A 23646-nucleotide genomic window follows, 5' to 3' on the forward strand; every position below is an offset into this window, starting at 1 on the left:
TGTCGCGGACCCTGTCGAAGCTACCTGGAACGACCGACACCGCCCTCCGCTCTGCGGTGTAAATCCGGTTCATCCGAAGGTCGTAAGACCCCTCAGTCCTCGGCGAGGACCACGATCTTGTCGCTGGCCTGAAGCATCATCTGGACGGATTTGTCCGGGTTGAGGTGGACGCCGTAGCTCGGCGCCTGCTGGGCCTCGGCGACGACGCGGTAGCCGATCGCGGTCTCGCCGCGGCGCCGGGCCGACTCGGCGACGGTGTAGAAGTTGACCGGCACGCCGGGGCGCACGTAGTGGTCGGCGGGCTTGAGGTAGATCTCGGAGCCCTCGGGGCTGAAGAGGTTCCCGAACACGTGCGAGAGGTGCGGGTTCTCGGCGGTCTGGGTCAGCAGCAGGCTGATGAGCTTGTCGCTGACGATGAAGTCGTCGGCCTGCGTGACCTGCGCGAGGGTGCGGTTGCGGTCGTCGGCCATCTCGGAGACGACCTTGAAGCGGGTGTTGGCGCGCTGGGACATGTCGCGCAGGTGGAGCAGGGTGACGAGGGTCTTGGAGTCCGCGAGCTGGGGCGGGACGTCGTCGGAGCACAGCGCGATGATGTGGTCGTAGGTCCCGGGCTTGAGCGATTCGAGCAGGAGGCGGTCGGTGGTGTCGTCCTGCTTGAAGTTGAGGCCCTGGACGCGCATGGTGGGGCCGATCTTGCGGATGGCCTCGGCGGCGTCGGGGTGGTCGGTGACGACGTCGGTGACCGAGCCGGGGGCCACGTACTGGTCGAGCTGCTCTAGGACCATGCGGGTCTTGGCGTTCCAGCCGAGGATGAGGGTGCGCTCGGGCCGGTGCTTGGGCTCGGCGCGGGCGATGATCGCGGACTCGTCGATGACGGGGCGGGAGCCGTCGAGCCGGATCGCGGAGTCGTCGGAGGCGATGAGGATGAGCTTGTCGCCGGGCTGGAGCGAGGCGTTGGAGGGCGGGTTGACGATGCAGCGGCCCTCCTTGGTGAGGACGCCGAGGAACGAGGAGGTCCGGTACGAGTGGAGGGCCTGGCTGAGGGGGCGGCCGAACAGGTTCGGCTCCTCGACCATGTAGATCTCGTCGCCGCCGAAGTCGAGCAGGTCGGTGTAGACGACCGAGAGGCCGGACTGGCGGCAGGTCTGGACCATGAGGCGGGCCATGAGGTCGTTGGCGTCGACGACGTGCGCGCCGCGGCCGCCGGCGAGGCGGGCGGCGGGGAGGTTGCGGCTCTCGGCGACGGCGCCGACGACGTGGCACTTCAGGTTCCCTTGGCCGCCTTGGGTGACGGCGAGGAGGCTGCGGACGAGCTGCGCGTCGGGGTCGTCCTCGGCGGAGGTGAGGAGGATGACGCTCTTGGCCTGGCCGGGGTTGACGATCGCGATGTCGTCGGGGTCGGCGGGGTCGCCGGTGCGGCAGACGACGTGGGTGGTCTTGAGGTCGGGGAGCTTGGAGCGGATCTCGTCCTCCATCTCGACCTTGTCGCGGTCGGCGAGGATCGCGATGACGGCGCGCTTCTCGCTCTCGTTGGCCTCCACGAGTTCGGAGATGACGATGAAGACCTGATCGGACCATCCGAGGACGACGGTGTGGTCCTTCTCGACGACGAGCGAGCGGCCTTTGCGGAGGTCTTCGAGTTTCGCGTCGAGTCCGGTGGTGAGGACACCGACGAGTGACGAGAGGATGACCAGTCCGCCGATCGTGGTGATGAACATGATCACCATGTACGGGGCGCCTTCGCCGTCTCCGGTGATCGTTCCGGCGTCGAGAATGTGGATGAACGAGGTCCACAGTGAACCGCCGACGCCGGAGCCCTGGCCTGCGACCAGCAGGAACAGCGCGCCGATGGCGGTGAGTGCGAAGGTGATGACAGTGAGCCATCCGATGAGCGCTTTCGTGCCCTTCGACATGGTGTTGTCGAACCAGTAGCGTGCCCGCTGCTTGAATGTCGGATCGGACATCGGGGGCGTCCTTTCTGGGAATGCGTGTCGTCCGACCGACTCGGGGCGGAGGCGAGTGGGGTCGGGAGGGTTCTCGGGGCGCCGACCATTAAAGCGCATTGCGTCCACTGCGACCGGTCGGCGCGGATTCACTACTCGGGGTCACCCGGGGGCCGGGAGGGTCGCGGGGGGACGTCGCGGGGCCGGCGGGGACTGACTGACCCCACCATAGAACGGGGGCTGAAAGCGGTTCGGGCAGGCCGCTATCGGAGGGCGCCGGCCACGGGCGCGACGCGGATCGCCAGGCGGGTGTGGCGTTTGGGGACGGTGAACCGCGGCTCGGCGCCGTCCTCGGGGGACTCGGCGCGCCCGCCGGTGCGGTAGGCGGTGATCTGGAGGCTGACGCCGTCGCGGCACTCGCGGTCCCACAGGTTCGCCTCGGCGGCGACCCGCGCGGCGAGCGCGGCGCCGTCGGGGCCGTGGCCGCGCACGCCGATCTCGTTGCCGCCCGGGACCTTCCGGCACACCACGTAGGCGAAGTCGGCGCCTTCGACCACCGCCGGATTGGCCCAGCGCATGAGGAGCCGCTGGAGGCCGTGGTCGCCGAAGGGCGCGCTCATGCGGCCGTAGCCGGGGAAGGCGCAGGCGAGCCACAGGGAGAGCTGGGTGGCGTCCTCGTTCACCTTGAGGCGCACGGAGGTCCAGACGGTGGTGCCGCGGCCGTCGAGGGCGCCTTCGGCGCCGGCGGCCTCGACCTCGCTGTCGACGTGGAAGGTGAGGATGCGTCCGGAGGAGAGTTCGACGGTGGTGCCCTCGTGGCTGCCGAGGCCGCGCATGGGCATGAAGCCGCAGCTGACGATGGAGCGGCTGCGCATCACGCCGCCGGCGTGGTCGAAGGCGACGGAGTGCTCGCAGCCGCGGATGCTCAGGGGCGCGACGAGGCGCCCGCCCTCGGCGAGCTGGTCCCACCAGGCCGGCGGGAGGTCCCAGGTGCCGACCGTGGCGATGACCCGGTCGTAGGGCGCGCCGTCGGGCCAGCCGTGCTCGCCGTCCGCCCGGACGGTGCGCACGCGTTCGCAACCGGTCGCGTCGAGGGCGCGGCGGGCGCGGGAGACGGTGTCGGCGTCGATGTCGACGGTGGTGACGGACCCGGTCGGGCCGGTGAGGGCGTCGAGGAGCGCGGCGTTGTAGCCGGTGCCGGCGCCGATCTCCAGCACCCGGTGGCCGGGTCGGACGTCGAGCTGTTCGAGCATCTCGGCGACGATGGACGGCTGGGAGGCGGAGGAGACGGGCTCGCCGTCGCTGTCGCGCTTGGTGACGTACACGTCGTCGGCGTAGGCGGCGCGCAGCGGCGCTTCGGGGAGGAAGCGGTGGCGGGGGACGGCGAGCATGGCGGTCGCGACCGGTTCGCTCCGGAGCGCACCGCCGGTGCGCAGGCCGCCGACGAGGCGGGTTCGCAGCATATGCGCTTCGTTACCGGAGGTATCGGTATGATCACCCACCGGTCAAGCGTACGTCCGATGTGCCCCGACCGCCTCCTCCAGTTCCGCCGTCGAGATCCCGGACACGCAGGGGCAGCAGGCGCGGTTGTGGGGCGCGCCCCGGCGGGCCGGTCAGCCGTCGTGGTCGCAGCGGGCGTCGAGCATGGCCCACAGGTCCTCGCGCTGGGGGTCGGGGACGGGGAGCGGCGTGGCGATGGGGTCGGCGCCGTCGATGGTGATCCAGACGGTGAACCCGAAGGGCTGCTTGGCGTCGCCGACGGCGTGGCCTTCGCACCGGAACGCGTCGAAGACGAGCGGGACGGCGATCTCCTCCCCCGCGGCGCCCGCGACCGGCCCGGCCGCGAGGGGCGGGAAGGCGACGGTGAACAGGACGCTGCCGCGGACCTCGGTGGCGCCGATCGCGGCGCCGTCGAGGGGCCGCAGGACCAGGTCGCCTTCCAGGGTGCCGTCGGCGGCGGTCGAGAGGTCGCCGAGTTCGATCGCGGTGGCGGCGGCGACGGCCTGGGCCGCGCAGGCTTCGTGGAGGAGCCGGTCGAGGGTGCCGTTGGGGAACGGCAGGTCGAGGGTGATCTGGTGGGCCTCGCCGTCCTCGGTCGTCACGTCGAGGACGACGGCGGCGGGCGCGGCGGTCGAGTCGACCCCGTCGGGGCAGCGGGCCTCGCCGTAGGAGGTGAGCAGGTCGCGGGGGTTCGTGCTCGGGGGCACGTGCGCGTCGAACTCCTGGACGCCCAAGGGCGCGAAGGACTCCGAGCGGAGTTCGACGCCGCCGATCTGGACGGGGGCTTCGCCGTGGTTGGTCACGGCGATCGCGACGATGCCGGGGGCCATGAAGGAGCGGCGGATCTCGGCGGTCGCGGTGAGGTCGGGCGGCGCGGAAGGGGTGGTAACGGTCGGTTCGGAGGCGGTGGGCTCGGAACCGCCGCGGTCGCCGCCGGCGAGGGAGCCGCCGACCGCGGCGGTGGCGGCGGCCAGCAGGAAGGCGCCGATGACGGCGATCCGGATCCAACGCATGGGGCCTCCTCGCGCACGTCCCGTACGCGGCGCCTCCGTGGCCCCGCGGGCCCGTCCAGTGTGGCACCGCCGCAGCGGGTTGGGAAGCCCGCGTCAGCGGTTGGGCGCCAACCGCTCCGCGGGGTCGCGGCACCAGGCGTGGACGGCGGGCCGGTTCCCGTACCCGTCGACGCAGGTGATGTGGCCGGCGCCGGGGAGGAGGTCGGTGTCCCGGCCGAGTGGGTCGCCGCAGACCTCCCGGGCCCCTTCGGCGCAGGACGGGTTGTGCGCCTTCCCGTGCCGCGCGGGGCACCGTCCTGCGGGGCGCCCGGAGGCGCCCCGCGCCGGGTCATTCGGGGACGGTGGCGGCCGTCAGGAGGTGGTTGCTCGCGCCGAGGAGCGACGGCTCGCGCTCGATGAGCCGCAGGCCCTCCATGAGGTGGGCGCGGGCGTCCTCGTCGTCGATGAGCGCTTCGAGTTCGGGGATGTAGCCGGGGAAGCCCTGCACCGCGTACTGCACCGGTTCGAGGCCCGCGTCGGCGAACTCCGACGCGACCTCGCCGGGGTGGGCGAGATACGCGGTCGTGAAGATCTCCTGGTCGAAGTAGCGCAGGACGCCTTCGCGCACCACCCGCAGGCTCGCCTCAGGGCCGATGCCCTTGTCCCGGCCGCCGGCCCGGTACAGCAGGTGGTCGCACCAGCCTGCGGTGCGGTTGATCGTCGCCGCCGCGACGACCCCGCCGGGGCGGGCGCACCGGCGGGCCTCCCTGATCGCCTGGACCCGGTGCTCGCGCGCGGTCAGGTGGTACAGCGGGCCCATGAGCAGCACCGCGTCGAAACCGGCGTCCGCGCACGGCAGTTCGCGCGCGTCGCCGACGACGGCCGTGACGCCGGGCAGCGCCGCCGCGACCGCCACCTGGTCCGCGACCGGGTCGACCAGGATGACGCGGTGGCCGTCCTCGGCCAGCCACTTCGCGTGGACCCCGGTCGCGCCGCCGACGTCGAGGACGTCCAGTCCCTCGCCGGGCAGGAGACGGCGCAGCAGGTCCTGCATGCGCGCGAACTCCAGTCGGCCGCGGGCGTTGCGGGTCAGGCGTTCGCGTTCCTCGCCGCGCCTGTAGTACGACTCGATCTCGGTCTCAAGTTCCCAAGTGCTCATGGCGCCATCCTGCCGAGGCGGGCGCACGCGCGCCACCGGATATCGCCGCGGCGGGCGCACGAACGGCGGCCGGTCTGCCGGTTCAGCGCACTCCCGCAAGTGCGCGGGTCCGGTCGGCTGGCCGCCGCTGTGCTATCTCACCTCATCGGTCCGGCGCGCCCGCGCGCGGCTCCCCCGGGAGTCGGTCCCGCCATGGCCTGCAACGTAACGGAGTCAGTTCGCGGCGACGCGGACGCCGAGCGCGACCATGACGGCGCCGGTGACCCCGTTGAGCCAGGCGCGCACCCGGGGCCGCTCCAGGACGCGGCGCAGCAGGCCGATCAGGTTGGCGAGCAGCAGGTAGAACCCGGCGCACACGGCCATGCCGACGGCGGCCAGCTCGGCGATGCGCAGCGGGTCCCCGGTGTCGAGGAACTGCGGCATGAGCGCGGTGAACAGCACGACCGCCTTGGGGTTGAGGAGGTTGCACAGCAGGCCCGAGCGGAACGCGGCCCAGCGGCTCATCTCGCGGCCCAGTTCGATCTCGGCCGCGGGCCGGCGGCGCTCCCTGAGCGCGGTGACGATCGAGCGCGCGCCGAGGTACACGAGGTAGACCGCGCCCGCGAGCTTAACGGCGGTGAACGCCAGCGCGGAGGCCGCGAGCAGGGCGGCGAGCCCGATCGAGGTGGCGACGACCCACACGGCGATGCCGAGGCCGATGCCGACCGCGGTCCACATGCCGCTGCCGCGGCCGGACATGACGGTGTTGCGCACGACCATCGCGAAGTCGGGTCCGGGGACGACGGCGGCGAGGAGGATCGCCAGGCCGAAGACGAGCAGCATGGTCATGCGGGGGCACCCCTTCCGGTGGACTCCGATGGTGCCACCGCCGGGACCGGGCCGCATCGGGCGATCGACCGGGTCGGGCTACCGGGATCGCGGGAGTCCCGGGCACGGGATCAAGACGCTAGGTGTCGCGACCCCGCAACTCAGCGGCCCAAGGGCCTCGCGCCTCGCGCCTCGCGCCTCGCGCCTCGCGCCTCGCGCCTCGCGCCTCGCGCCTCGCGCCTCGCGCCTCGCGCCTCCGCGAGATCGTATGCCGCCGTTCCCTTCTCAAGCCGGGTCGGCGAGGCGCCAGTACTGCTTCTTGTCGCGGTCGCGCACGACCACGTCGAGTCCGGCGAGCTCGTCGCGCAGTTCGGCGAGGTCGCCCTCGTTCGACTTCTCCAGGGCCCGGTCGCGGGCCTTGAGCAGGGCGTCGGCGCCGCGCGGGAGGCCGTCGGCGCCGGGGACCCAGCGCTTGAGCTCGGCGCCGTACGGGTCGCCGTCGGGGAGCCAGCCGTAGCCGTGGCGGCGCAGGGCCGCGGCGAGCTTGTCGCGGTCGAGGTCGAACGGGACCTGCGCGAGCTCCTGGCGGCGGTGGCCGAGGACGACGAGCCGCTTGTCCTCCACGAAGACCGAGGCGATGTCGGCGCGGTCCAGCGAGCGGTCGAGGTCGCCGCGCTTGAGGCGGATCGAGTCGCGCCCGACGGTGACCGCGAGCATCTCCGAGACCACCCACAGGGCGAGCACGAATCCGGCGACCGCGCCGAGCGCGATCCCGCCGGTGAGCTGCGCGGCGCGCGGCAGGTCCGTGACGAGTTCGAACAGGCCCTGGAACGGGAACCAGGAGAGCCCGGTGATCCACTCGGCGATGAGGATCAGGCCCCAGCCGAGGCCGGCGCCGACGATCGGGAGGACCGCGAGGAACGCCGGGCCGACCCAGGCGGGGTCGGCGACGACGGTGCGGTCGCCGGAGGTGTGCTCGGTGGGCATCGGTCCGCCGCCTTTCCGTTGATTGCGAACGCGCTCACCCTACAATACCCGCCTCTACCTGCGGAAATGCAATCCTGAAGGACTAGTCCGGAAGGAGGGGAAGCGGACCGGTCGGCAATACCAAAGTCAGGGCGGGTCCTACCCCGGTACCACCGGGCGACGCCGGGATTCCCTTGAAACTAGGAGAAACCGGACAGCCGGGAGCTACGATCCGTTCGGTTCTGCGGCCGCGCCGCGCACGAGAGAGGTCCGATGCCATATGCGACAGGGTTTCCCGACACACTGCTTCCGGATTCGACGCAGCTTTCCGGCGCGACACCGCCTCCCACTCAACCACGTCCCGCTCATCGCTGCCGCCGTCGCCGCGCTCCTGGTCTCCGCCGCGGGCCCGGCGGGCGCCGCCGAGACCGGGCACGCCGCCGACATCACGCTGTCCGAGAAGGGCGGCAGCTGCGAGGTCCGGGACGTCCCGGTCGCGGCGGCCCCGCCCGCGGAGGTCCGCATCGACGCCGACGACGTGGCCTTCGACTGCTCCGGGAGCACCGCGTTCCGCCTCGGCCGCGACGCCGCGTTCGCCTTCGACGACGCCGCGGGGACCGCGACCGCTGACGTGCTGCGGATCGTCGGCACCAAACTGGGCTTCACGTGCGGATACGAGGCGTCGGACGTGGTCTTCCACCGCGAGGGGCCGTCCCGCGAGTACACGGGCGGGCCGTACACCGGGAGGAAGGTCCAGGGCTCGTTCCTGTGCCCGCGGTCGGTGCAGCTCGACAGGGCGGCGTTCGCGTTCCGCTGACGCGGTCAGCGCGCCGCGCGGGCCTCGGCGACCGCGTCCCGCCACGGCTGCACCGCTTCGGCGGGCGCGAGGGCCGGGACGCGTTCCTCCACGAGGGCCAGTTGCAGGCGCTGCACGCGGGCCTGCGCCTCGCGCTCGGGCCCGGCCGGGAAGGCGCGCAGGTGCAGGCGGCGCGAGCGGCGCCGCGACAGGCTCCGCTCCTCGTCCTCCGTCAGCGTTCCTGCCGCGGCCTCTTCGGCCGACACCGCGGTCCACCGGGCGCGGAACGCGCGCCGGACCACGAAGTAGACGGCCATCACCACGACGAAGTTGATGAGCGGCTTCGCGAGCGTCCCGGCGAGGCCGCCGAGGAACGGGCTGTCGAACAGGAAGTGCATGCCCATCGCCAGGAGCAGGCAGCCGATCGCGACCCACACGCGCCGCGCCGCCGACCGGCCCGACGCGCTCACCAGGTATCCGATGCCCGCGCCCGCGACGGCGCTCATCGCCCAGTGCGAGCCGATGCCGGTGAGGACGATCCGGATCCACAGGGTCTGGAACGTCGCCGTGAACGGCTCCACGCCGCCGGCCATGACGATCCCGTTGAGCCCGTAGGTGAAGTTCTCGGTGATCTGGAAGCCGAAGCCGACCAGGGCGCCGTAGGCGAGGCCGTCGGCGGCGCTGCGCACGAGGCGGGTCGACACGGCCGCGAGCAGGACGACGCCGGCGAGCTTCGCGACCTCCTCGTTCAGGGGCGCGGTGAGCGCGGCCGACCAGTCCGAGGCGGCCTCCAGGCCGAGGGACTGCGACCACACCGACAGGAGGCGGGTGTTCATGAGGATCGCGATGCCGCACGCGGCCAGGCCGCCCCACATGAGCGCGAGCCACGTCCCGTTCCACGGCGGCGCCTGCACGGGCCGCATGACCCGCCGCGCCAGCCACACCCCGACCGCGAGGCACGAGAGCAGGACCGCGACGTTGAGGGCGGCGCTGGGCGGGAACGCCAGCATCGTCGGCACCGAGTTCTGCTTGAGCGTCCACAGCCCGTAGGCGGAGGCGGCGATCATCACCCAGAACGCGACCGAGCGGACGTCGACGCGGGGGGCGCGCGGGAGCGCGAGGGCCTGGGCGGTCATGCGGTCTCCCCGGTGTCGTCGTCCTCGTCGAAGGCCACGGAGTCGATGATCTCAGTGGCCGCGGTCCAGTCGGCCTGGTCGGCGTCGAAGGGCCCCAGGACCTGCGCCTCGACGGCCTCGGCGTCGTCGTCTGCGGGGAGGACGAACGCGGTCCCGATGGCGGTGTCGACCTGGAGGCTCCCGTAGAGGCCGCCGGTGATCCACTTGGTGTCGAACTCGGTGGGCTCACCGAGCCACACCTCGGTGCCGGAGTGGCGCGCGACGCCGAGCAGCCGCTCCATGCCGTCCCACATCTCCTGGGCGTTGTCGGGCTTCCCGGCGCTGAACTCGACGCTCGTGAGGCGCACGGAGACGTCGCCGCGGGTGAGCAGGAGCCCGGAGTGCAGGTCGCTGGCGGTCCGGTCGAGGGTCCAGCCCTCGCCGACCTGGGCCGAGACCTGCCCGGTGGAGCCGAACTCGATCACGGTCCCGGCGGGGACCGGCTCGCTTGCGGGGAGGGCCTTGGCGAGCAGGCCCTCCACCGCGGTCAGTGCGAGCAGCACCCCGGCCACGACCAGCGGCACCCATACGCGCCGCGCGCCGTGGACGGCGTTGCCCTTGAAATCATCCACTCGCCCAACCTAATCGCCGGACGGGGCCGGGACCGGGGAAACGACGGGTCCGGGGCGCGTTCATACCACCTTCACGTGCCCGAAGACCCGAGAACGCGAAACCGTGTCGCGATCCGTACTAGTCTCTGGGGATGGCGATTCTGTGGACGACCGCGTTCTGGGACTTCCCCGCCGAGGGCTTCGAGGACGGCATCGCCTTCTGGCTCAAGGCGACCGGTTCGAACCTGTCACCGCGCCGCGGGCCGGAGGGCGCCTTCGCGACCCTGGTGCCCCCGGGAGGGGACCCGTGCCTGCGGGTGCAGCGGGTACGGGACGGCAAGGGCGGCAACCACCTCGACCTGCACGTGGACGATGTGGAGGCCGAGGCCGAGCGCGCCCAGGTGCTCGGGGCGGCCCCGGTGTTCGCCGAGCCGGGCCTGTCCGTCCTCCGCTCCCCCGGCGGGTTCGCGTTCTGCCTGGTCGACCACAACGGCGAGGCGAAGGTGCCGGCCCCCGAGTCGTGGCCCGGCGGCCAGCGCAGCCGTGTCGACCAGGTGTGCCTGGACGTGCCGCCGCAGGCGTTCGACCACGAGCTGGTGTTCTGGCAGAGCCTGACGGGCTGGCCGCAGGCGGCCACGCGGTCGGCGGAGTTCCGCCGGCTCATCTCGCCGCCGGACATGCCGCTGCGGTTCCTCCTGCAGCGCTTGGACGTGGCAGAGAAGGGCCAGTCGAGCGCGGCGCACGTGGACCTCGCGTGCAGCGATGTGGACGCCGAGACCGAGCGCCATGTGGCGCTCGGTGCGGAGGCGGTCCGGCGCCACCACTGGTGGCAGGTGATGCGCGACCCGGCGGGCCTGGAGTACTGCATCACGAGCCGGGACCCGGACACGGGCGCCGTCCCGGTCTAGGCGGCCGCGGTGACCCCCGAGTCGGTACCTCCTGAGCCCATGCCTCTTGAACCCGTGTCTCCCGAACCCGTGACGCCCGATCCGCCCCGCGGGATCGGCCGGACGCTCATGACCCAGTCGTGGCTGGAGCTGTCGTTCCTGCACTGGGAGGTGTCGCCGGAGGCGGTGGCGCGGCTGCTGCCGCGCGGGACGGTCCCCGACCTGTTCGAGGGCCGCGCGTACGTGGGGCTGGTGCCGTTCCGGATGCACGCGGTGGGCTGGTTCGGGCTGCCGGGCGTGCCGTACCTCGGGTCGTTCCCGGAGACGAACGTGCGGCTCTACTCGGTCGACCGCGACGGCAGGCGCGGGGTGGTGTTCCGGTCGCTCGACGCGTCGCGGCTGGTGCCGGTGCTGGCGGCGCGGACGGGGTTCCGGCTGCCCTACGTGTGGTCGCGGATGCGGATCGCGGCGGCGGGCGGCCTGGTGTCGTACACGAGCCGGCGCCGCTGGCCGGGGCCGCGGGGCGCAGGCGGCCGCATCGTGGTCCGGCCGGGCGCGCGGCTGGAGGAGCCGAGCCCGCTGGAGCACTTCCTCACGGCCCGCTGGGGACTGCACACCATGATCGCGGGACGCCTGAGGTTCGTCCCGAACCGCCACCCGCGGTGGCCGCTGCACCGCGCGGAACTGGTGGAGTGCGACGAGGACCTGGTGGCCGCGGCCGGGCTCGACACATCGGGGGGCGGTTCGGTGAGCGTCCTGTACTCGCCGGGCGTGCCGGTCCGGTTCGGCCGCCCGGTGCCCGCTTAGGCGCCTCCTGAGGCGCGCGGACCGCGACTTCTGCAAGACATCGTTTTCAGGCTCTTGTGCCGTTCCGATGAAAAAGTTACATTTATCTATAAGGAAGGCTTCTTAATGATATGAGGTGATCCAATGCTCCGTCGACCCCGCCGGAAGCTGCTCGCACTGCTCGGCTCGTTCGTCTTCGCACTGGCCCTGGCCACCGGGATCTCGGCGTCCGCCGCCAATGCGCAGACCGCGTGCGCCGCGGCCTGGAACTCGGGATCCGTCTACACCCAGGGCAACGTCGTCTCCCACGGCGGCCAGAACTGGACCGCCCAGTGGTGGACGCAGGGCGAGACGCCCGGCACCACCGGCCAGTGGGGCGTCTGGCGCAACCCCGTCGCCTGCGGCGGCGGCACCGACCCCGGCGGCCCCGGGACCCCCAACGGCCTCGACGTGACCGAGGCCCAGTTCAACCAGATGTTCCCGGGCCGGAACTCCTTCTACACCTACCAGGGCTTCGTCAACGCCACCGCGTCCTACCCCGGCTTCAGCAACACCGGGAACGCCACCGTCCAGAAGCAGGAGGTCGCGGCGTTCCTCGCGAACGTCTCCCACGAGACCGGCGGCCTCGTCCACATCGTCGAGCAGAACTCCGCGAACTACCCGCACTACTGCGACTGGAGCCAGTCCTACGGCTGCCCGGCCGGGCAGGCCGCCTACTACGGCCGCGGCCCCATCCAGTTGAGCTGGAACTTCAACTACAACGCCGCGGGCGCCGCCCTCGGCCTGCCGCTGCTGACCAACCCCTGGCTGGTCGAGCAGAACGCCACGGTCGCATGGCAGACCGCCCTCTGGTACTGGAACACCCAGTCCGGCCCGGGCTCCATGACCGGCCACACCGCGATGACCTCCGGGGCGGGCTTCGGCGAGTCCATCCGGTCCATCAACGGCTCGATCGAGTGCAACGGCGGCAACCCCGCCCAGGTCCAGAGCCGCGTCACCAAGTACCAGTCCTTCACGTCGATCCTGGGCGTGGCCCCGGGCGCCAATCTCTACTGCTGAGGATGAGAACGCGGGCCGGCCGGGGATCCCCGGCCGGCCCGCACCCGTTGCGGGGGTCAGGCGGCCCGGGCCTCGAGGTCGGGGCGGCGCCGGCCGAAGACCGGCACCAGGACCGCCGCGACGACCACGTGCATGAGGATCAGGACGATCCGCGTGCCGGTGGTGGCCTCGGTGTAGAACGGCGGCACCATCTCGACCGCGAACACGGCCGCGGCGCCGATGAGCCAGACCAGGCGGGCCTTGCGGGGAGCGAAGCGGTCGAGGACGGCGCGGGCGATCCAGCCGAGGCCGCCCGCGAGCAGGGTCATGAAGGCACCGGCGATGAACCCCACCTCGATGGGGTCCTGGCCGGGGTTGGCGGCCTTCATCTCGACGCCGACCGCCGCGGCGATCACGGCGGTGAGGCCGGCCGCGACGGCGGCGGCGACGAGGGCGATGAGGCGGGCGCGCCAGACGGGGGCGGTCTTCGCGGGCGCGGCGGTCTCGGTGTCGGACATGGGGGTCTCCGTTGCATTGGTGTGGATTCCGGTGGACACCGTCGACGGTAGAGGGACGGGCCGACATCGCCAATCCGCGAGCGTCCTCGCTTCATGTCCGATCGTCCCGCCCCGGTTAGGCTTCGGAGATGGACGTGCTCAGCGATGTGATGACGGTGCTGCGGACCGGCCGGCCCTTCGCGGCCCGCTTCGCGCGGGCGGCCCCCTGGTCGGTGCGGCACGGCGGCCGGTCGAACGGCTGCGGCCTCCAGATCATGGTGCGCGGCACCGCGGTCGCGGTCGCCGAGGACGGCCGGACGTTCACGCTCGGACCCGGCGACATGCTCGTGGTCCCCCACGGCGCCCCGCACCTGGTCGCCGACTCGGCGGCGACCCCGCCGGGGCCGGCGTGCGAGCCGGGCCGGCAGCCGTCGGGGGCCGTGATCCGCGCCGACGACCCTGACGCCACGCACGTCATGCTCTGCATGGCGTACGAGATGGCGCCGAACCGCACCCACCCGCTCATCGCCACGCTCCCGGACTTCGTCCACGTGCCGGCCGACCCGGCCGCGCGCCCCGAGCTCGCCAACGCGATCGCCATGCTGGACAACGAGCTCGCCTCGGAGCTGCGCGGCGGCGACGTCCTCGTCCCGGCCCTGGTGGACGCGGTCCTCATGTACCTGCTGCGGGCGCTCCTGGGCCCGCACACCGGCGACTGCCGCTCCGGCGGCTGGGCCGTGGCGCTCGGCGACGACGCGGTCGCGGCCGCGCTGGAGGCGATCCACGCCGACCCCGCGCGGCAGTGGACGGTGGCGTCGCTGGGCGAGCGGGCGGGCCTGTCGCGCTCGGCGTTCTCGCGGCGGTTCACCGAACTGGTCGGCCAGCCGCCGCTCGCGTACCTGACGTCGTGGCGCTTGACCCTCGCCGCGCGGCTCCTCGCCGACACCGACGCGCCGCTGTCGGCGGTCGCGCGCCGGGTCGGGTACGCCTCGGAGTTCGCGTTCGCGGCCGCGTTCAAGCGCGACTTCGGGACCCCGCCGGGCCAGTTCCGCAAGCAGACCCCCGCGTGCGAGCCGGCCGACGAGCCGTTCCGGCGCGAACCGGTCCTCCTCTGACGAATCCCGGCCGCAGGGCCTACGCTCCGATACGCTCCCGCTGACGGGGAGGCGCGATGCGGGCGAAGCGGAGGCGGGCGAGCCGGGTCTGGCACGGGACGCTGTTCGCGATCGTGCTGGCGGCCTTGGTGACGCAGACGGTCCTGGTGGTGCAGGGCGGTACCGACGTCAACGCCGCCGCGGGCGGCGGGGACGAGTCCACGCGGGTGCGGCTGGTGCACCTGTTCAGCTACTTCACGATCCAGAGCAACCTCCTGGTGCTGTGGGCCTCGGGCCTCCTGGCGCTGCGGCCCGACCGGGACGGGCGCGCGTGGCGGGTGCTGCGCCTGGACGCGCTGCTCGGCATCGTCATCACCGGGATCGTGTTCGCGCTGGTCCTCGCGCCGCTGGTGCATCCGGTCGGGGTCGCGTGGGCGGTGAACGCGGCGTTCCACTACCTCAGCCCGGCGGCGTTCCTGGTCGGCTGGCTCGTGTTCGGGCCGCGCGGGCAGGTCGACGGGGGCACCGCGTGGCTGGCGTTCCTGTGGCCGGTCGCGTGGATCGCCTACACGTTCGCGCAGGGCGCGCGGACCGGCTGGTACCCGTACCCGTTCCTCGACGCCGCGGCCCTGGGCCACCCGCGGGCCGCGCTCAACACGGCCCTGGTGCTCCTCGCCGCGTTCTGCCTTGCGGCCCTGGCGCAGTGGGTCGACCGGCGGCTCAGGCGCGGGCGGGCCGGCGCGCGGCCCTGAGGGCGATCACGACGACCGGCACGAGGAGGGCGGCGCCGATCCACAGCACCGTGTCCGGACCCGACCGGTCGACGGCGAAGCCGCCCGCGAAGGAGCCGGCCGCGATCGACAGGTTGAACATGACGGTGTTCAGGGAGGTCGCGATCTCGACCTCGCCGGGCTCGACCGCGTTCATGTACCAGGTCTGGACGGCCGGGGAGACCAGGCCGTAGCCCGCGCCCCACAGCAGCAGGACCGCGGTGGCCGAGAACAGGTCGCCCACGGCGAAGGCCATGAGCGCCATGCCGAGCGCCATCGCGACGCCGAGGACGGCGAGTGTGGCGCGCAGGTGCCGCCCGATGAGCGAGCCGGAGGCGACCGTGGCGACGAGCGCGGCGGCGCCGAACGCCAGGAGCAGGCCGCTCACCTGGGAGGCGGCGAGACCGTTGGCCTGGAGGATCGGGCTGATGAACGTGTACGCGATGAAGTGGCCGGTGACGATGAAGAACGTCAGGGCCAGGCCGGTGCGCACGGCCTTGCTGCCGCGCACCACCTTCGGGAGCGACGCGAACGAGACCTGCGAGTTCGACGGGAGCTTGGGGACGAGGACCGCGATGGCGGCCATGGCGACCAGCGCGAGGCCGGTGAGCGCGACGAGGGCCGCGCGCCAGCCGAAGTGGTCGCCGATGAGCGTCCCGAGCGGGACGCCGAGGACGGTGGCGGCGCCGATCCCGCCGTAGACCGCGGCGGTCGCGCGCGGCACGTCCCGGGCGGGGACCAGGCGCAGCGCGATGCCCCCGGCGACGGCCCAGAACGCGCCGATCGAGACGCCCACGAGCACGCGGGCGGCCAGGAGCGGGCCGAAGCCGGTCGCGGTGGCGGCGCCGATGTTCGCGCCCGCGACGAGCACGGCGAGGGCGATGAGCACCAGGCGGCGGTCGAGGCGCCGCGAGAGCACGACGCTCAGGGGCGCGGCGATCGCGGCGACCAGGCCGGGGACGGTGACCATGAGGCCGGCGGTGCCCTCGCTGACGCCCAGCTCGCCGCTGATCGGCGTGAGCAGGCCCACAGGGAGGACTTCGGAGGTCATGACGACGAAGACGCCGAGGGAGACGGCGGCCACGGCGAGCCACTGCCTGGGGGTCGCGCGCTCGGGCGCGGCGGGCCCGCGGGTGTCGGTGGGAGAGAGGGTGCGGTCGAGCGTGGTCACGGCGGCGCTCCAGGTCAGAGTCGGTTCTCGGCAGGGACCCTCGCGGGTCGTATTGCCGGAACCGGTCCACCACTCGGTCCGCGCGCGGGCGACACGGGATCGGCCCGTACAGGGGCTGCCCGCCTCGGAGGGCGGGCGGCCGGGGAGCTGAGGTCCCCTTGGCGGTGTACGGGCGTCGGCCCTGACCGGGATCGCTCCCGGGGCGTCGCCTGCACCAAGGGTAGAGCCCGCGGGGCCACACCGTCCACCCGTACGCCTGTAGCGTTCACGACTGCATGGGACGCGAACCCGGCGCCCGCCGCGGGGTTGCGAAGCCATGACAGACTCGTGTCTGCGCCGCACGCTGCGCGCGCAGGCTTCACCGGAAGGAACGACGGGCGCATGTCAGCAGAAGGCGGCACCAAGGCGATCGTGGCGGCCCTCTTGGCCAACACCGGCATCGCGATCTCCAAGTTCGTGGCGGCCGGGATCACCGGGTCGGCGTCGATGCTGGCCGAGGGCGTGCACTCGGTCGCCGACGCCTCGAACCAGGTCCTGCTCCTCATCGGCGGCAAGGCGTCCCGCAAGGCCGCCAGCCCCGCCCACCCGTTCGGGTACGGGCGCGAGCGCTACATCTACGCGTTCATCGTCTCGATCGTCCTGTTCTCCATCGGCGGCGTGTACGCCCTCTACGAGGGCTACCACAAGCTGTCCCACCACGAGGACCTGAAGACGCCGCTGGTCGCCGTCATCGTCCTGGTCATCGCGATCGTCCTGGAGTCGTTCTCGCTGCGCACGGCCGTCAAGGAGTCGAACGCGGTGCGCGGCAAGCAGACCTGGGTGCAGTTCATCAAGGGCTCCCGCTCCCCCGAGCTGCCGGTGATCCTCCTGGAGGACATCGGCGCGCTCGTCGGCCTCATCCTCGCCCTCTTCGGCGTGGGCCTGTCCTGGATCACCGGGAACGTCGTCTTCGACGCTCTGGGCACCATGGCGATCGGCGTGCTCCTCGTCTGCATCGCGGTGGTCCTGGCGATCGAGATCCGCTCCATGCTCATCGGCGAGTCGGCCACCCACGAGGACATCGCGGCCATCGAGGGCGCCATCAAGCAGGACGGCACGAGCGTCCTCATCCACCTCAAGACCCTCCACGTCGGCCCCGACGAGCTGCTGGTCGCCGCCAAGGTCGGCATCGACCGGTCCGAGACCGGCGCGCAGGTCGCCGCCGAGATCGACGCCGCCGAGGCGCGCATCCGCGCCGCCGTCCCCAAGGCGAAGCTCATCTACATCGAGCCCGACATCCAGCGCACGGACGCCCCCGCGGCCGAGGGCGCATAGGCTCGGGCCATGGCGAAACTGGTGCTGGACCTCCACGACATCTTCAACAAGGGCGACCAGATCGAGAAGGCGCTGCGGGACGTGATCCAGGAGGCGGTCGACAAGCGGATCGACCTCGTGGAGATCATCCCCGGCAAGGGATCCGGCCAGCTCAAGAAGAAGGTGCTGCGGTTCCTGGACCAGAAGGAGGTCAAGGCCCTGTACCACCGGGTCGACAAGGACTCCAAGAACTTCGGCAGACTTTTCGTGCACTTCCGTTTTGAGCAAAGCCAGCACAAGGACAAGCGCCGCAAGCGATGATGGTACGCAGACGGCGGCGCAACCTTCCTCCCCGTGGGTTGCGCCGCCGCGCCGCGTGCTCAGGTATGCGGTTGTGACCGCCGAGCGTCCTGCCGCTCAGTCGATCCGGTCGCCGTCGGCGCCGAGCACCTCCAGCAGTCGCAGCACCGGTACCCGGTAGCTGTGGCCGATCCGAAGGACCTGGACGGGGAAGTCGCCGTCCTTCGCCAGCCGGTACGCGACCGTCCGCCCGATCCCGAGGATCTGGGCCGCGGTCTCCACGTTCGTCATCACGCCGAGCGACTTGACGCGTTCGACCGTCCAGATGTCGTCGATGGTGGCGACACTCGAAGGCCCCACCTTCGCATTCGGTGTCATGTTCGTCCTTTCCTGCGGACCGCGCCGACACGGGGTGCATCGGTGCGGGGCCGCCAAGGACCAGTCGACCCCACGCGGCACGTCCGAGTCCAGAGCGACCCGCCGGTATTCACTCTTACGCGTGGTGTGCGCGTCCTCACCGGAGGAGGGAGGATTTGGGCGCGAACGGGATTCATTGCCAGAATTGCGCGCGCCAGTACCGCCGCCGAGTGTTCCCACTCTGTGACCCGGCGAGATGCAAACGAGATCAGCGTAGGTTAGCCTTACCTACATGCCAGATGACGCAGGCTTGAGCGGCCGCGCCCTCCGACTCGCCTACTTCGGCGACACCGTCGTCCACGACGCCGACATCGACCTGCGCGGCGGCGAGGTGACGGCCCTCCTGGGACCCAACGGGTCCGGGAAGTCCACCCTCCTGCGCTCCCTCGCGCGCCTGCACCGGCCCGAGGCCGGCACAGTTGGCTTCCCCGACGGCACCGAATCGGCCGCCCTGAGCCCCAAGGACTTCGCGCGCCGCGTCGCGCTGCTCTCCCAGTCCCGCCCCGTCCCCGGCGGCATCCGCGTCACCGACGTCGTCGGCTACGGCCGCCACCCCCACCGCGGCCGCTGGCGCCACGGCGACCCCGACGGGCCCGTGAAGGTCCAGCGCGCCATGGAGATCTGCGGCGTCGAGCACATGGCCGAACGCGGCATGGAGGCCCTCTCCGGCGGCGAGCGCCAGCGCGTCTGGCTCGCCTCCTGCCTCGCCCAGGACACCGCCGTGCTCCTCCTCGACGAGCCCACCAACCACCTCGACCTGCGCTACCAGGTCGAGATCCTCGACCTGGTCCGCGACCTCGCCGACGAGCACGGCACCGCCGTCGGCGTCGTCCTCCACGACCTCGACCAGGCCGCCGCGGTCGCCGACCGCGCCGTGCTCCTCCACGACGGCCGCGTCAAGGCCGCCGGGACCCCGGCCGAGGTGCTCACCGCCGAGAACCTCACCGCCGCATACGGCATCGACATCCGCGTCGACGCCGACCCCGTCACCGGCCTGCTCACGGCCCGGCCCATCGGCCGCCACCACTCCCGCAGACTCGCGGGCACCACCACCGAATAGAAGGAACCCGATGCGAATTCCCGACCTCAAGACGTTCGCCGTGCCCGCAGCACTGGCCGCCGTCCTCGCCGCCGCCGCGTGCGGCACCACCGAACAGGGCGAGGCGTCCGGCGGCTCCGAGAGCGACGCCGGGCCGGTCTCGGTCACCGACTTCCTCGGCCGCACCGTGGAACTCGACGCCCCCGCCGAGAAGGTCGTGGCGCTCGAATGGGCCGAGGTCGAGATCGTCGCGAGCCTCGGCGTCATGCCCGTCGGCGTCGCCGACATCGAGGGCTACGACATGTGGGCCGGCGCCGCCGTACCGCTCGACGACACCGTCACCGACGTCGGCACCCGCCAGGAGCCGTCCATCGACGCCATCGCCGGACTCGACGCCGACCTGGTCGTCATGGAGACCGACGACGAGGCCCTCATCGCCTCGATCGAGGAGTTCGTGCCGGTCCTGGTCACCGAGGGCTCCAACGAGACCGACAACCTCGCCCGCATGAAGAGCGACGTCGACCTCATCGCGACCCTCACCGGCAAGACCGACGAGGCCGCGGCCCTGTGGTCGGACTTCGAGGCCAAGATCGCCGACACCAAGGCCGCCATCGAGGCCGCCGGCACCGGCGCCGTCCCGTACCTCTACGCCGACGGCTGGATCGAAGGCGACGCCGTCTCCATCCGCCCCTTCGCCGCGAGCTCCCTCGTCGGCTCCATCGGCACCGCCGTGGGCCTCACGAACGCCTGGACCGGCGAGACCGACGGGATGTGGGGCCTGGGCGCCACCGACGTCGAGGGCATGGCCCAGTTCACCGACACCGAGCTCAAGTTCATCTGGAACAACGCCGACGGCACGAACATCTTCAGCGACGGCGTCGCGGGCAACGCGATCTGGGAGAACCTGGCGTTCGTGAAGAACGGCACCACGTACGAGCTGCCCGCCGGCACCTGGACCTTCGGCGGCCCCAAGTCCTCCGAGGCGCTCCTCGACTACTTCGCCGAGGTCTACGCCAGTTGAGCACCCTGAGCTCGCCGGCGCGACCGGAGGCCCCGGCCCGGAAGGCGCCGCGCCTCGTCCCGACCGCGGCGGCCTTCCTCGTCACGGCCGGAGCCCTGGTCGCGCTGGCGGTGCTCCACCTCACCCAAGGCACGTCCGAAGTGGACGCCGGTGACCTGCTCGCACTGGTCACCGGCGGCGCCGACGCGGGCGTGTGGCACGTCCTCGAAGGCGCCCGACTCCCCCGGCTCACCGGGGCGGTGCTCGTCGGAGTCGCGCTCGGCGCGTCCGGCGTGCTGCTCCAGTCGGTGGCGCGCAACGCGCTCGCCAGCCCCGACACGCTCGCGGTGAACGCGGGCGCGTACCTGGCGGTGACCGCGGTGGCGGCCTTCGGGATCACGCTGCCGTTCCTGTCCGGGATCGGCGTCGCGTTCGCGGGCGCGCTCGCGACCGCGGGCCTGGTGCTCGCGCTGTCGGCGGGCGGGGGCGAGTCCGCCACGACCCGGCTGATCCTCGCCGGCTCGGCGACGGCGATGGCCGCGAACTCCCTGGTGTCCCTGCTGATCCTGCTGTTCCAGGAGGAGACGACCGGGCTGTTCGCCTGGGGCTCTGGCAGTCTCAACCTGGCCGGGTTCGAGTCGATGGCGCAGGCGGCGCCGCTGGTGCTCCTCGCGATCGTCGCCGCGATGCTCGTGGCCCCGCGCCTGGACCTGCTGCGCCTGGGCGACGACACGGCCGCGAGCCTGGGCGTCCACGTGCGGCGCACCAGGACCCTGGCGGTCCTGTGCTCGCTCCTGCTGGCCGCGTGCGCGGTCGCCGTGGCGGGCCCGATCGGCTTCGTGGGCCTCGCGGCCCCGGTCATCGCGCGCCAGATCGCCCGGCGCGTGCCGGTGCTGCTGGCGCACCGCGTGCTCATTCCCTTCGCGGCCCTGTGCGGCGCGCTGGTGGTCGTCGGCGCGGACCTCGCGGTGCGCGCGGTCCTGGGCGCCGAGAAGAGCATCGAGATCCCGGTGGGCGTCACGACGACGCTCCTGGGCGCGGCGGTCATGGTGTGGCTGGCGCGCTCGGTCACCAGCGCGGGCTCGGAGGACCGGCCGGCGATCCTGCATGGCGCGGCGAACCGCGGGCGCCTGGCGTTCCTGCTCATCCTGGGCGGCCTCGCGGCCGCGTCCCTCGGGGCGCTGTTCGCGGGGATGCTCTCGGGCGACACGATGCTCCTGGGCGGCGACCTGGTCAACTGGGTCGCGGGCAGGACGGGCGCGAGCTACACGTGGATCATCGAGCAGCGCTTCCCGCGCGTCCTCGCCGCGATCCTCGCCGGCGCGGCGCTCGCGTGCGCGGGCGCGGTGACGCAGGGGATCCTGCGCAACCCGCTCGCCGAACCGGGCCTCCTCGGCGTCACGGCCGGCGCGGGGATCGGCGCGGTCGCGCTCATCACCTGGATTCCCTCGTCGGGGGCGTGGGCGGTCACGGGCATGTCGGCCGTCGGCGGCCTGGGGGCGTTCGCGCTCGTGTACGCGCTCGCGTGGCGCGGCGGGCTCGACACGTCCCGGCTGGTGCTCATCGGCATCGCCGTGTGGTCGATCGGCATGGCCGCGATCACCCTCATCATCCTGGCCTCGGACCCGTGGAACACGCCGAAGGCCATGACGTGGCTGTCGGGGACCACGTACGGCCGCACCGCGGACCGCCTGATCCCCCTCGCGGCCGCGCTCGTGGTGGTGCTGCCGCTGATCCTGGCGCACCGCAAGGAGATCGACCTCCTCGCCCTCGACGACGACACTCCTCGGACGCTCGGCGTCCGGCTCGAACGCACCCGGCTGCTCCTCCTGGGCGCCGCCGCGGTGCTGACGGCCGCCGCCGTGGCCGTCGTGGGCGTGATCGGCTTCGTGGGCCTGGTGGCCCCGCACCTGGCGCGCGGCCTCGTCGGCAGCCGCCACACGCGCGTCCTCCCGGTGTCGATCCTCCTCGGCGTGCTCCTCGTCAGCCTCGCTGACACGTTGGGCCGCACGGTGATCGCCCCGGCCCAGATCCCGGCGGGCCTGGTCTGCTCGCTGATCGGCACGCCGTACTTCGTGTGGCTGCTGTGGAGGACCCGCACCAGGACCGGCTGAGGTTGGGGCGGGATTCACCAGGGGTTCATCGGCGGGGTCGAGGATCGATCTGACCGCTGAACCCCTGCCTTTTTGGAGGCCCCGTGCCGTCCCGCCTGCTCACCCTCACCGCCCTCGCCGCGGCGACGGCCCTGCTCGCCGCCCCCGCGGCCCAGGCCGCGCACGACGAACCGGTGACCGCGATCCTCGAGACCCCCGCCCTCTACGACGAGGACGGCGCCGACGCCGACGACCCCGCGATCTGGATCGACCCGGACGAGCCCGCGGACAGCCTGGTCATCACCACCGCCAAGGAGGCCGGCCTCTACGTCTACGACCTCCAGGGCAACGAGCTCCAGCACGTCGACCCCCGCCCGGCCCCCGGCGAGGACGACGCCCCGGGCCGCTACAACAACGTCGACCTCATCACCGACTTCAAGCTCGACGGCGAGAAGGTCGACCTCGCGGTGGCCTCCGACCGAGGCATGGACAACCTGGGCGTCTTCAAGATCGAGAACGGCGAACTGGTGGACGTCACGGCACCCGACGCCGGCTGGATCTTCAGCAGGAGTCAAGACGATGTGAACGGCGAGCACACCGCCTACGGCCTGGCGACCTTCCAGAACCGCTCAGGCGCATACGCCCTCGTCAGCCGCAACGCCGAATCCGAAGTGGCCCTGCTGAAACTGAAGGCCGACGGCGACCGCGTCACCTGGCAGAAGGTCCGCACGCTCCACCTCCCCGCCGACTTCGACCTCCCCAGCGGCGACTCGTGGAAGCCCTGCGACGACACCGGCCAGGACCCCCAGGTCGAGGGCATGGTGGTTGACGAGGCGACCGGCACCGCCTACCTCGGCCAAGAACTCGTCGGCATCTGGAAGATCAACGCGGACCTCAAGGGCGAACCCGAACTCGTCGACACCGCCATCGAATTCGGCCTCCCGGGCGTGTACGACCCCGATACCGACGAGTGCACCTACGACCCCGACCCCGGCTACGGCGGCGACGTCCTCCACACCGACATCGAGGGCCTCACGATCTACTCCACAGGCCGCGGCACCGGCTACCTCCTCGCCTCCAGCCAGGGAGACGACACGTTCGCGGTCTACAACTTGAAGCACGGCAACGCGTACCTGGGCAGCTTCACGATCGACTCCGGCGACGTCGACTCCACCCAGCACAGCGACGGCGCCGACGTCGTCAACACGTCCCTCCCCGGCTACCGAGGCGGCCTCCTCGTGGTCCAGGACGGCGACAACACCCCCGAAGGCACCGAAGAATCCAGCACCAACTTCAAATTCCTCTCGTGGCAAGACGTAGCAGAGAACAGCGGCCTCGATCTCCGCACCAACTGCACCCGCCGCTAGACCCC

At 72.3% G+C, this 23646-nt stretch carries 23 protein-coding genes; 12 read left to right on the top strand and 11 right to left on the bottom strand.

All coding sequences use genetic code 11. The features are described from left to right. Positions 1-92: 92 nt before the first annotated feature. From BLS99_RS20005 to BLS99_RS20030, 6 genes are all read right to left on the bottom strand, one after another. Positions 93-1964 carry a CASTOR/POLLUX-related putative ion channel gene (locus BLS99_RS20005; RefSeq protein ID WP_091053468.1) on the bottom strand — a complete coding sequence of 624 codons (1872 nt, stop codon included), beginning with the start codon at positions 1962-1964 and terminating at the stop codon, positions 93-95. Between the two features lie 242 nt (positions 1965-2206). Next, complete coding sequence (gene fxlM, locus BLS99_RS20010; RefSeq protein ID WP_091053469.1) at positions 2207-3406, bottom strand: methyltransferase, FxLD system; 1200 nt, start codon at positions 3404-3406, stop codon at positions 2207-2209. 150 nt (positions 3407-3556) lie between these two features. After that, positions 3557-4456: a hypothetical protein gene (locus tag BLS99_RS20015; protein WP_091053470.1), complete on the bottom strand. Its 900-nt coding sequence runs from the start codon at positions 4454-4456 to the stop codon at positions 3557-3559. Between the two features lie 328 nt (positions 4457-4784). After that, positions 4785-5594 (bottom strand): class I SAM-dependent methyltransferase, encoded by an 810-nt coding sequence (locus BLS99_RS20020; protein WP_091053471.1) that lies wholly within the window; start codon positions 5592-5594, stop codon positions 4785-4787. A gap of 213 nt (positions 5595-5807) precedes the next feature. Continuing rightward, positions 5808-6422 carry a LysE family translocator gene (locus tag BLS99_RS20025; RefSeq protein ID WP_091053472.1) on the bottom strand — a complete coding sequence of 205 codons (615 nt, stop codon included), beginning with the start codon at positions 6420-6422 and terminating at the stop codon, positions 5808-5810. Positions 6423-6686: 264 nt separating this feature from the next. Beyond that, on the bottom strand, positions 6687-7388 hold the full coding sequence (locus BLS99_RS20030; protein WP_218126738.1) for a YqeB family protein: 702 nt from the start codon (positions 7386-7388) through the stop codon (positions 6687-6689). 259 nt (positions 7389-7647) lie between these two features. Here BLS99_RS20030 and BLS99_RS20035 point away from each other — a divergent pair, with 259 nt between their 5' ends. Beyond that, on the top strand, positions 7648-8184 hold the full coding sequence (locus BLS99_RS20035; protein ID WP_091053473.1) for a hypothetical protein: 537 nt from the start codon (positions 7648-7650) through the stop codon (positions 8182-8184). Between the two features lie 5 nt (positions 8185-8189). On the opposite strand, the gene BLS99_RS20040 is transcribed toward BLS99_RS20035, so the two are convergent. Next, on the bottom strand, positions 8190-9299 hold the full coding sequence (locus BLS99_RS20040; RefSeq protein WP_091053474.1) for a PrsW family intramembrane metalloprotease: 1110 nt from the start codon (positions 9297-9299) through the stop codon (positions 8190-8192). Continuing rightward, the gene (locus BLS99_RS20045; protein WP_091053475.1) at positions 9296-9910 is read right to left on the bottom strand and encodes a hypothetical protein; all 615 of its coding nucleotides are present in this window, start codon (positions 9908-9910) and stop codon (positions 9296-9298) included. The genes BLS99_RS20040 and BLS99_RS20045 overlap by 4 nt, the downstream gene beginning before the upstream one ends. Before the next feature lie 131 nt (positions 9911-10041). Between BLS99_RS20045 and BLS99_RS20050 the strand changes: the two genes are divergently transcribed. The 3 genes from BLS99_RS20050 (at position 10042) to BLS99_RS27110 (ending at position 12621) form a co-directional block, all read left to right on the top strand. Further along, positions 10042-10797 carry a VOC family protein gene (locus BLS99_RS20050; RefSeq protein ID WP_091053476.1) on the top strand — a complete coding sequence of 252 codons (756 nt, stop codon included), beginning with the start codon at positions 10042-10044 and terminating at the stop codon, positions 10795-10797. A 39-nt stretch (positions 10798-10836) separates the two neighbouring features. After that, positions 10837-11583 (top strand): DUF2071 domain-containing protein, encoded by a 747-nt coding sequence (locus BLS99_RS20055; RefSeq protein ID WP_091053477.1) that lies wholly within the window; start codon positions 10837-10839, stop codon positions 11581-11583. Between the two features lie 123 nt (positions 11584-11706). Next, complete coding sequence (locus BLS99_RS27110) at positions 11707-12621, top strand: glycoside hydrolase family 19 protein (protein WP_091053478.1); 915 nt, start codon at positions 11707-11709, stop codon at positions 12619-12621. 56 nt (positions 12622-12677) lie between these two features. Here BLS99_RS27110 and BLS99_RS20065 read toward each other — a convergent pair whose 3' ends face one another. Next, positions 12678-13118: a DUF6069 family protein gene (locus BLS99_RS20065; RefSeq protein WP_091053479.1), complete on the bottom strand. Its 441-nt coding sequence runs from the start codon at positions 13116-13118 to the stop codon at positions 12678-12680. 128 nt (positions 13119-13246) lie between these two features. Here BLS99_RS20065 and BLS99_RS20070 point away from each other — a divergent pair, with 128 nt between their 5' ends. Beyond that, positions 13247-14212, top strand: coding sequence for an AraC family transcriptional regulator (locus BLS99_RS20070; protein WP_091053480.1), 966 nt, complete (start codon positions 13247-13249; stop codon positions 14210-14212). 56 nt (positions 14213-14268) lie between these two features. Continuing rightward, positions 14269-14943 (top strand): Pr6Pr family membrane protein, encoded by a 675-nt coding sequence (locus BLS99_RS20075; protein WP_091053481.1) that lies wholly within the window; start codon positions 14269-14271, stop codon positions 14941-14943. Here BLS99_RS20075 and BLS99_RS20080 read toward each other — a convergent pair. Next, positions 14912-16132 (bottom strand): MFS transporter, encoded by a 1221-nt coding sequence (locus tag BLS99_RS20080; protein ID WP_218126739.1) that lies wholly within the window; start codon positions 16130-16132, stop codon positions 14912-14914. The two genes, BLS99_RS20075 and BLS99_RS20080, sit on opposite strands and share 32 nt — an antisense overlap. 381 nt (positions 16133-16513) lie before the next feature. On the opposite strand from BLS99_RS20080, the gene BLS99_RS20085 reads away from it, so the two are divergent. Further along, positions 16514-17446: a cation diffusion facilitator family transporter gene (locus BLS99_RS20085; RefSeq protein ID WP_091053483.1), complete on the top strand. Its 933-nt coding sequence runs from the start codon at positions 16514-16516 to the stop codon at positions 17444-17446. A gap of 9 nt (positions 17447-17455) precedes the next feature. Next, positions 17456-17746: a Smr/MutS family protein gene (locus BLS99_RS20090; RefSeq protein ID WP_091053484.1), complete on the top strand. Its 291-nt coding sequence runs from the start codon at positions 17456-17458 to the stop codon at positions 17744-17746. A gap of 96 nt (positions 17747-17842) precedes the next feature. On the opposite strand, the gene BLS99_RS20095 is transcribed toward BLS99_RS20090, so the two are convergent. Continuing rightward, positions 17843-18103, bottom strand: a complete 261-nt coding sequence (locus BLS99_RS20095; RefSeq protein ID WP_091053485.1) for a helix-turn-helix domain-containing protein — start codon at positions 18101-18103, stop codon at positions 17843-17845. Between the two features lie 271 nt (positions 18104-18374). Here BLS99_RS20095 and BLS99_RS20100 point away from each other — a divergent pair, with 271 nt between their 5' ends. From BLS99_RS20100 to BLS99_RS20115, 4 genes are all read left to right on the top strand, one after another. Continuing rightward, complete coding sequence (locus BLS99_RS20100; RefSeq protein WP_091053486.1) at positions 18375-19202, top strand: ABC transporter ATP-binding protein; 828 nt, start codon at positions 18375-18377, stop codon at positions 19200-19202. A gap of 10 nt (positions 19203-19212) precedes the next feature. Next, positions 19213-20202 (top strand): ABC transporter substrate-binding protein, encoded by a 990-nt coding sequence (locus tag BLS99_RS20105; RefSeq protein ID WP_091053487.1) that lies wholly within the window; start codon positions 19213-19215, stop codon positions 20200-20202. Positions 20203-20207: 5 nt separating this feature from the next. Next, on the top strand, positions 20208-22295 hold the full coding sequence (locus BLS99_RS20110; protein WP_176953456.1) for an iron ABC transporter permease: 2088 nt from the start codon (positions 20208-20210) through the stop codon (positions 22293-22295). Between the two features lie 83 nt (positions 22296-22378). Further along, positions 22379-23641: a phytase gene (locus tag BLS99_RS20115; RefSeq protein WP_091053489.1), complete on the top strand. Its 1263-nt coding sequence runs from the start codon at positions 22379-22381 to the stop codon at positions 23639-23641. Positions 23642-23646 lie beyond the last annotated feature (5 nt).

The sequence above is a fragment of the Glycomyces sambucus genome, assembly GCF_900102815.1.
GTDB lineage: Bacteria > Actinomycetota > Actinomycetes > Mycobacteriales > Micromonosporaceae > Glycomyces > Glycomyces sambucus.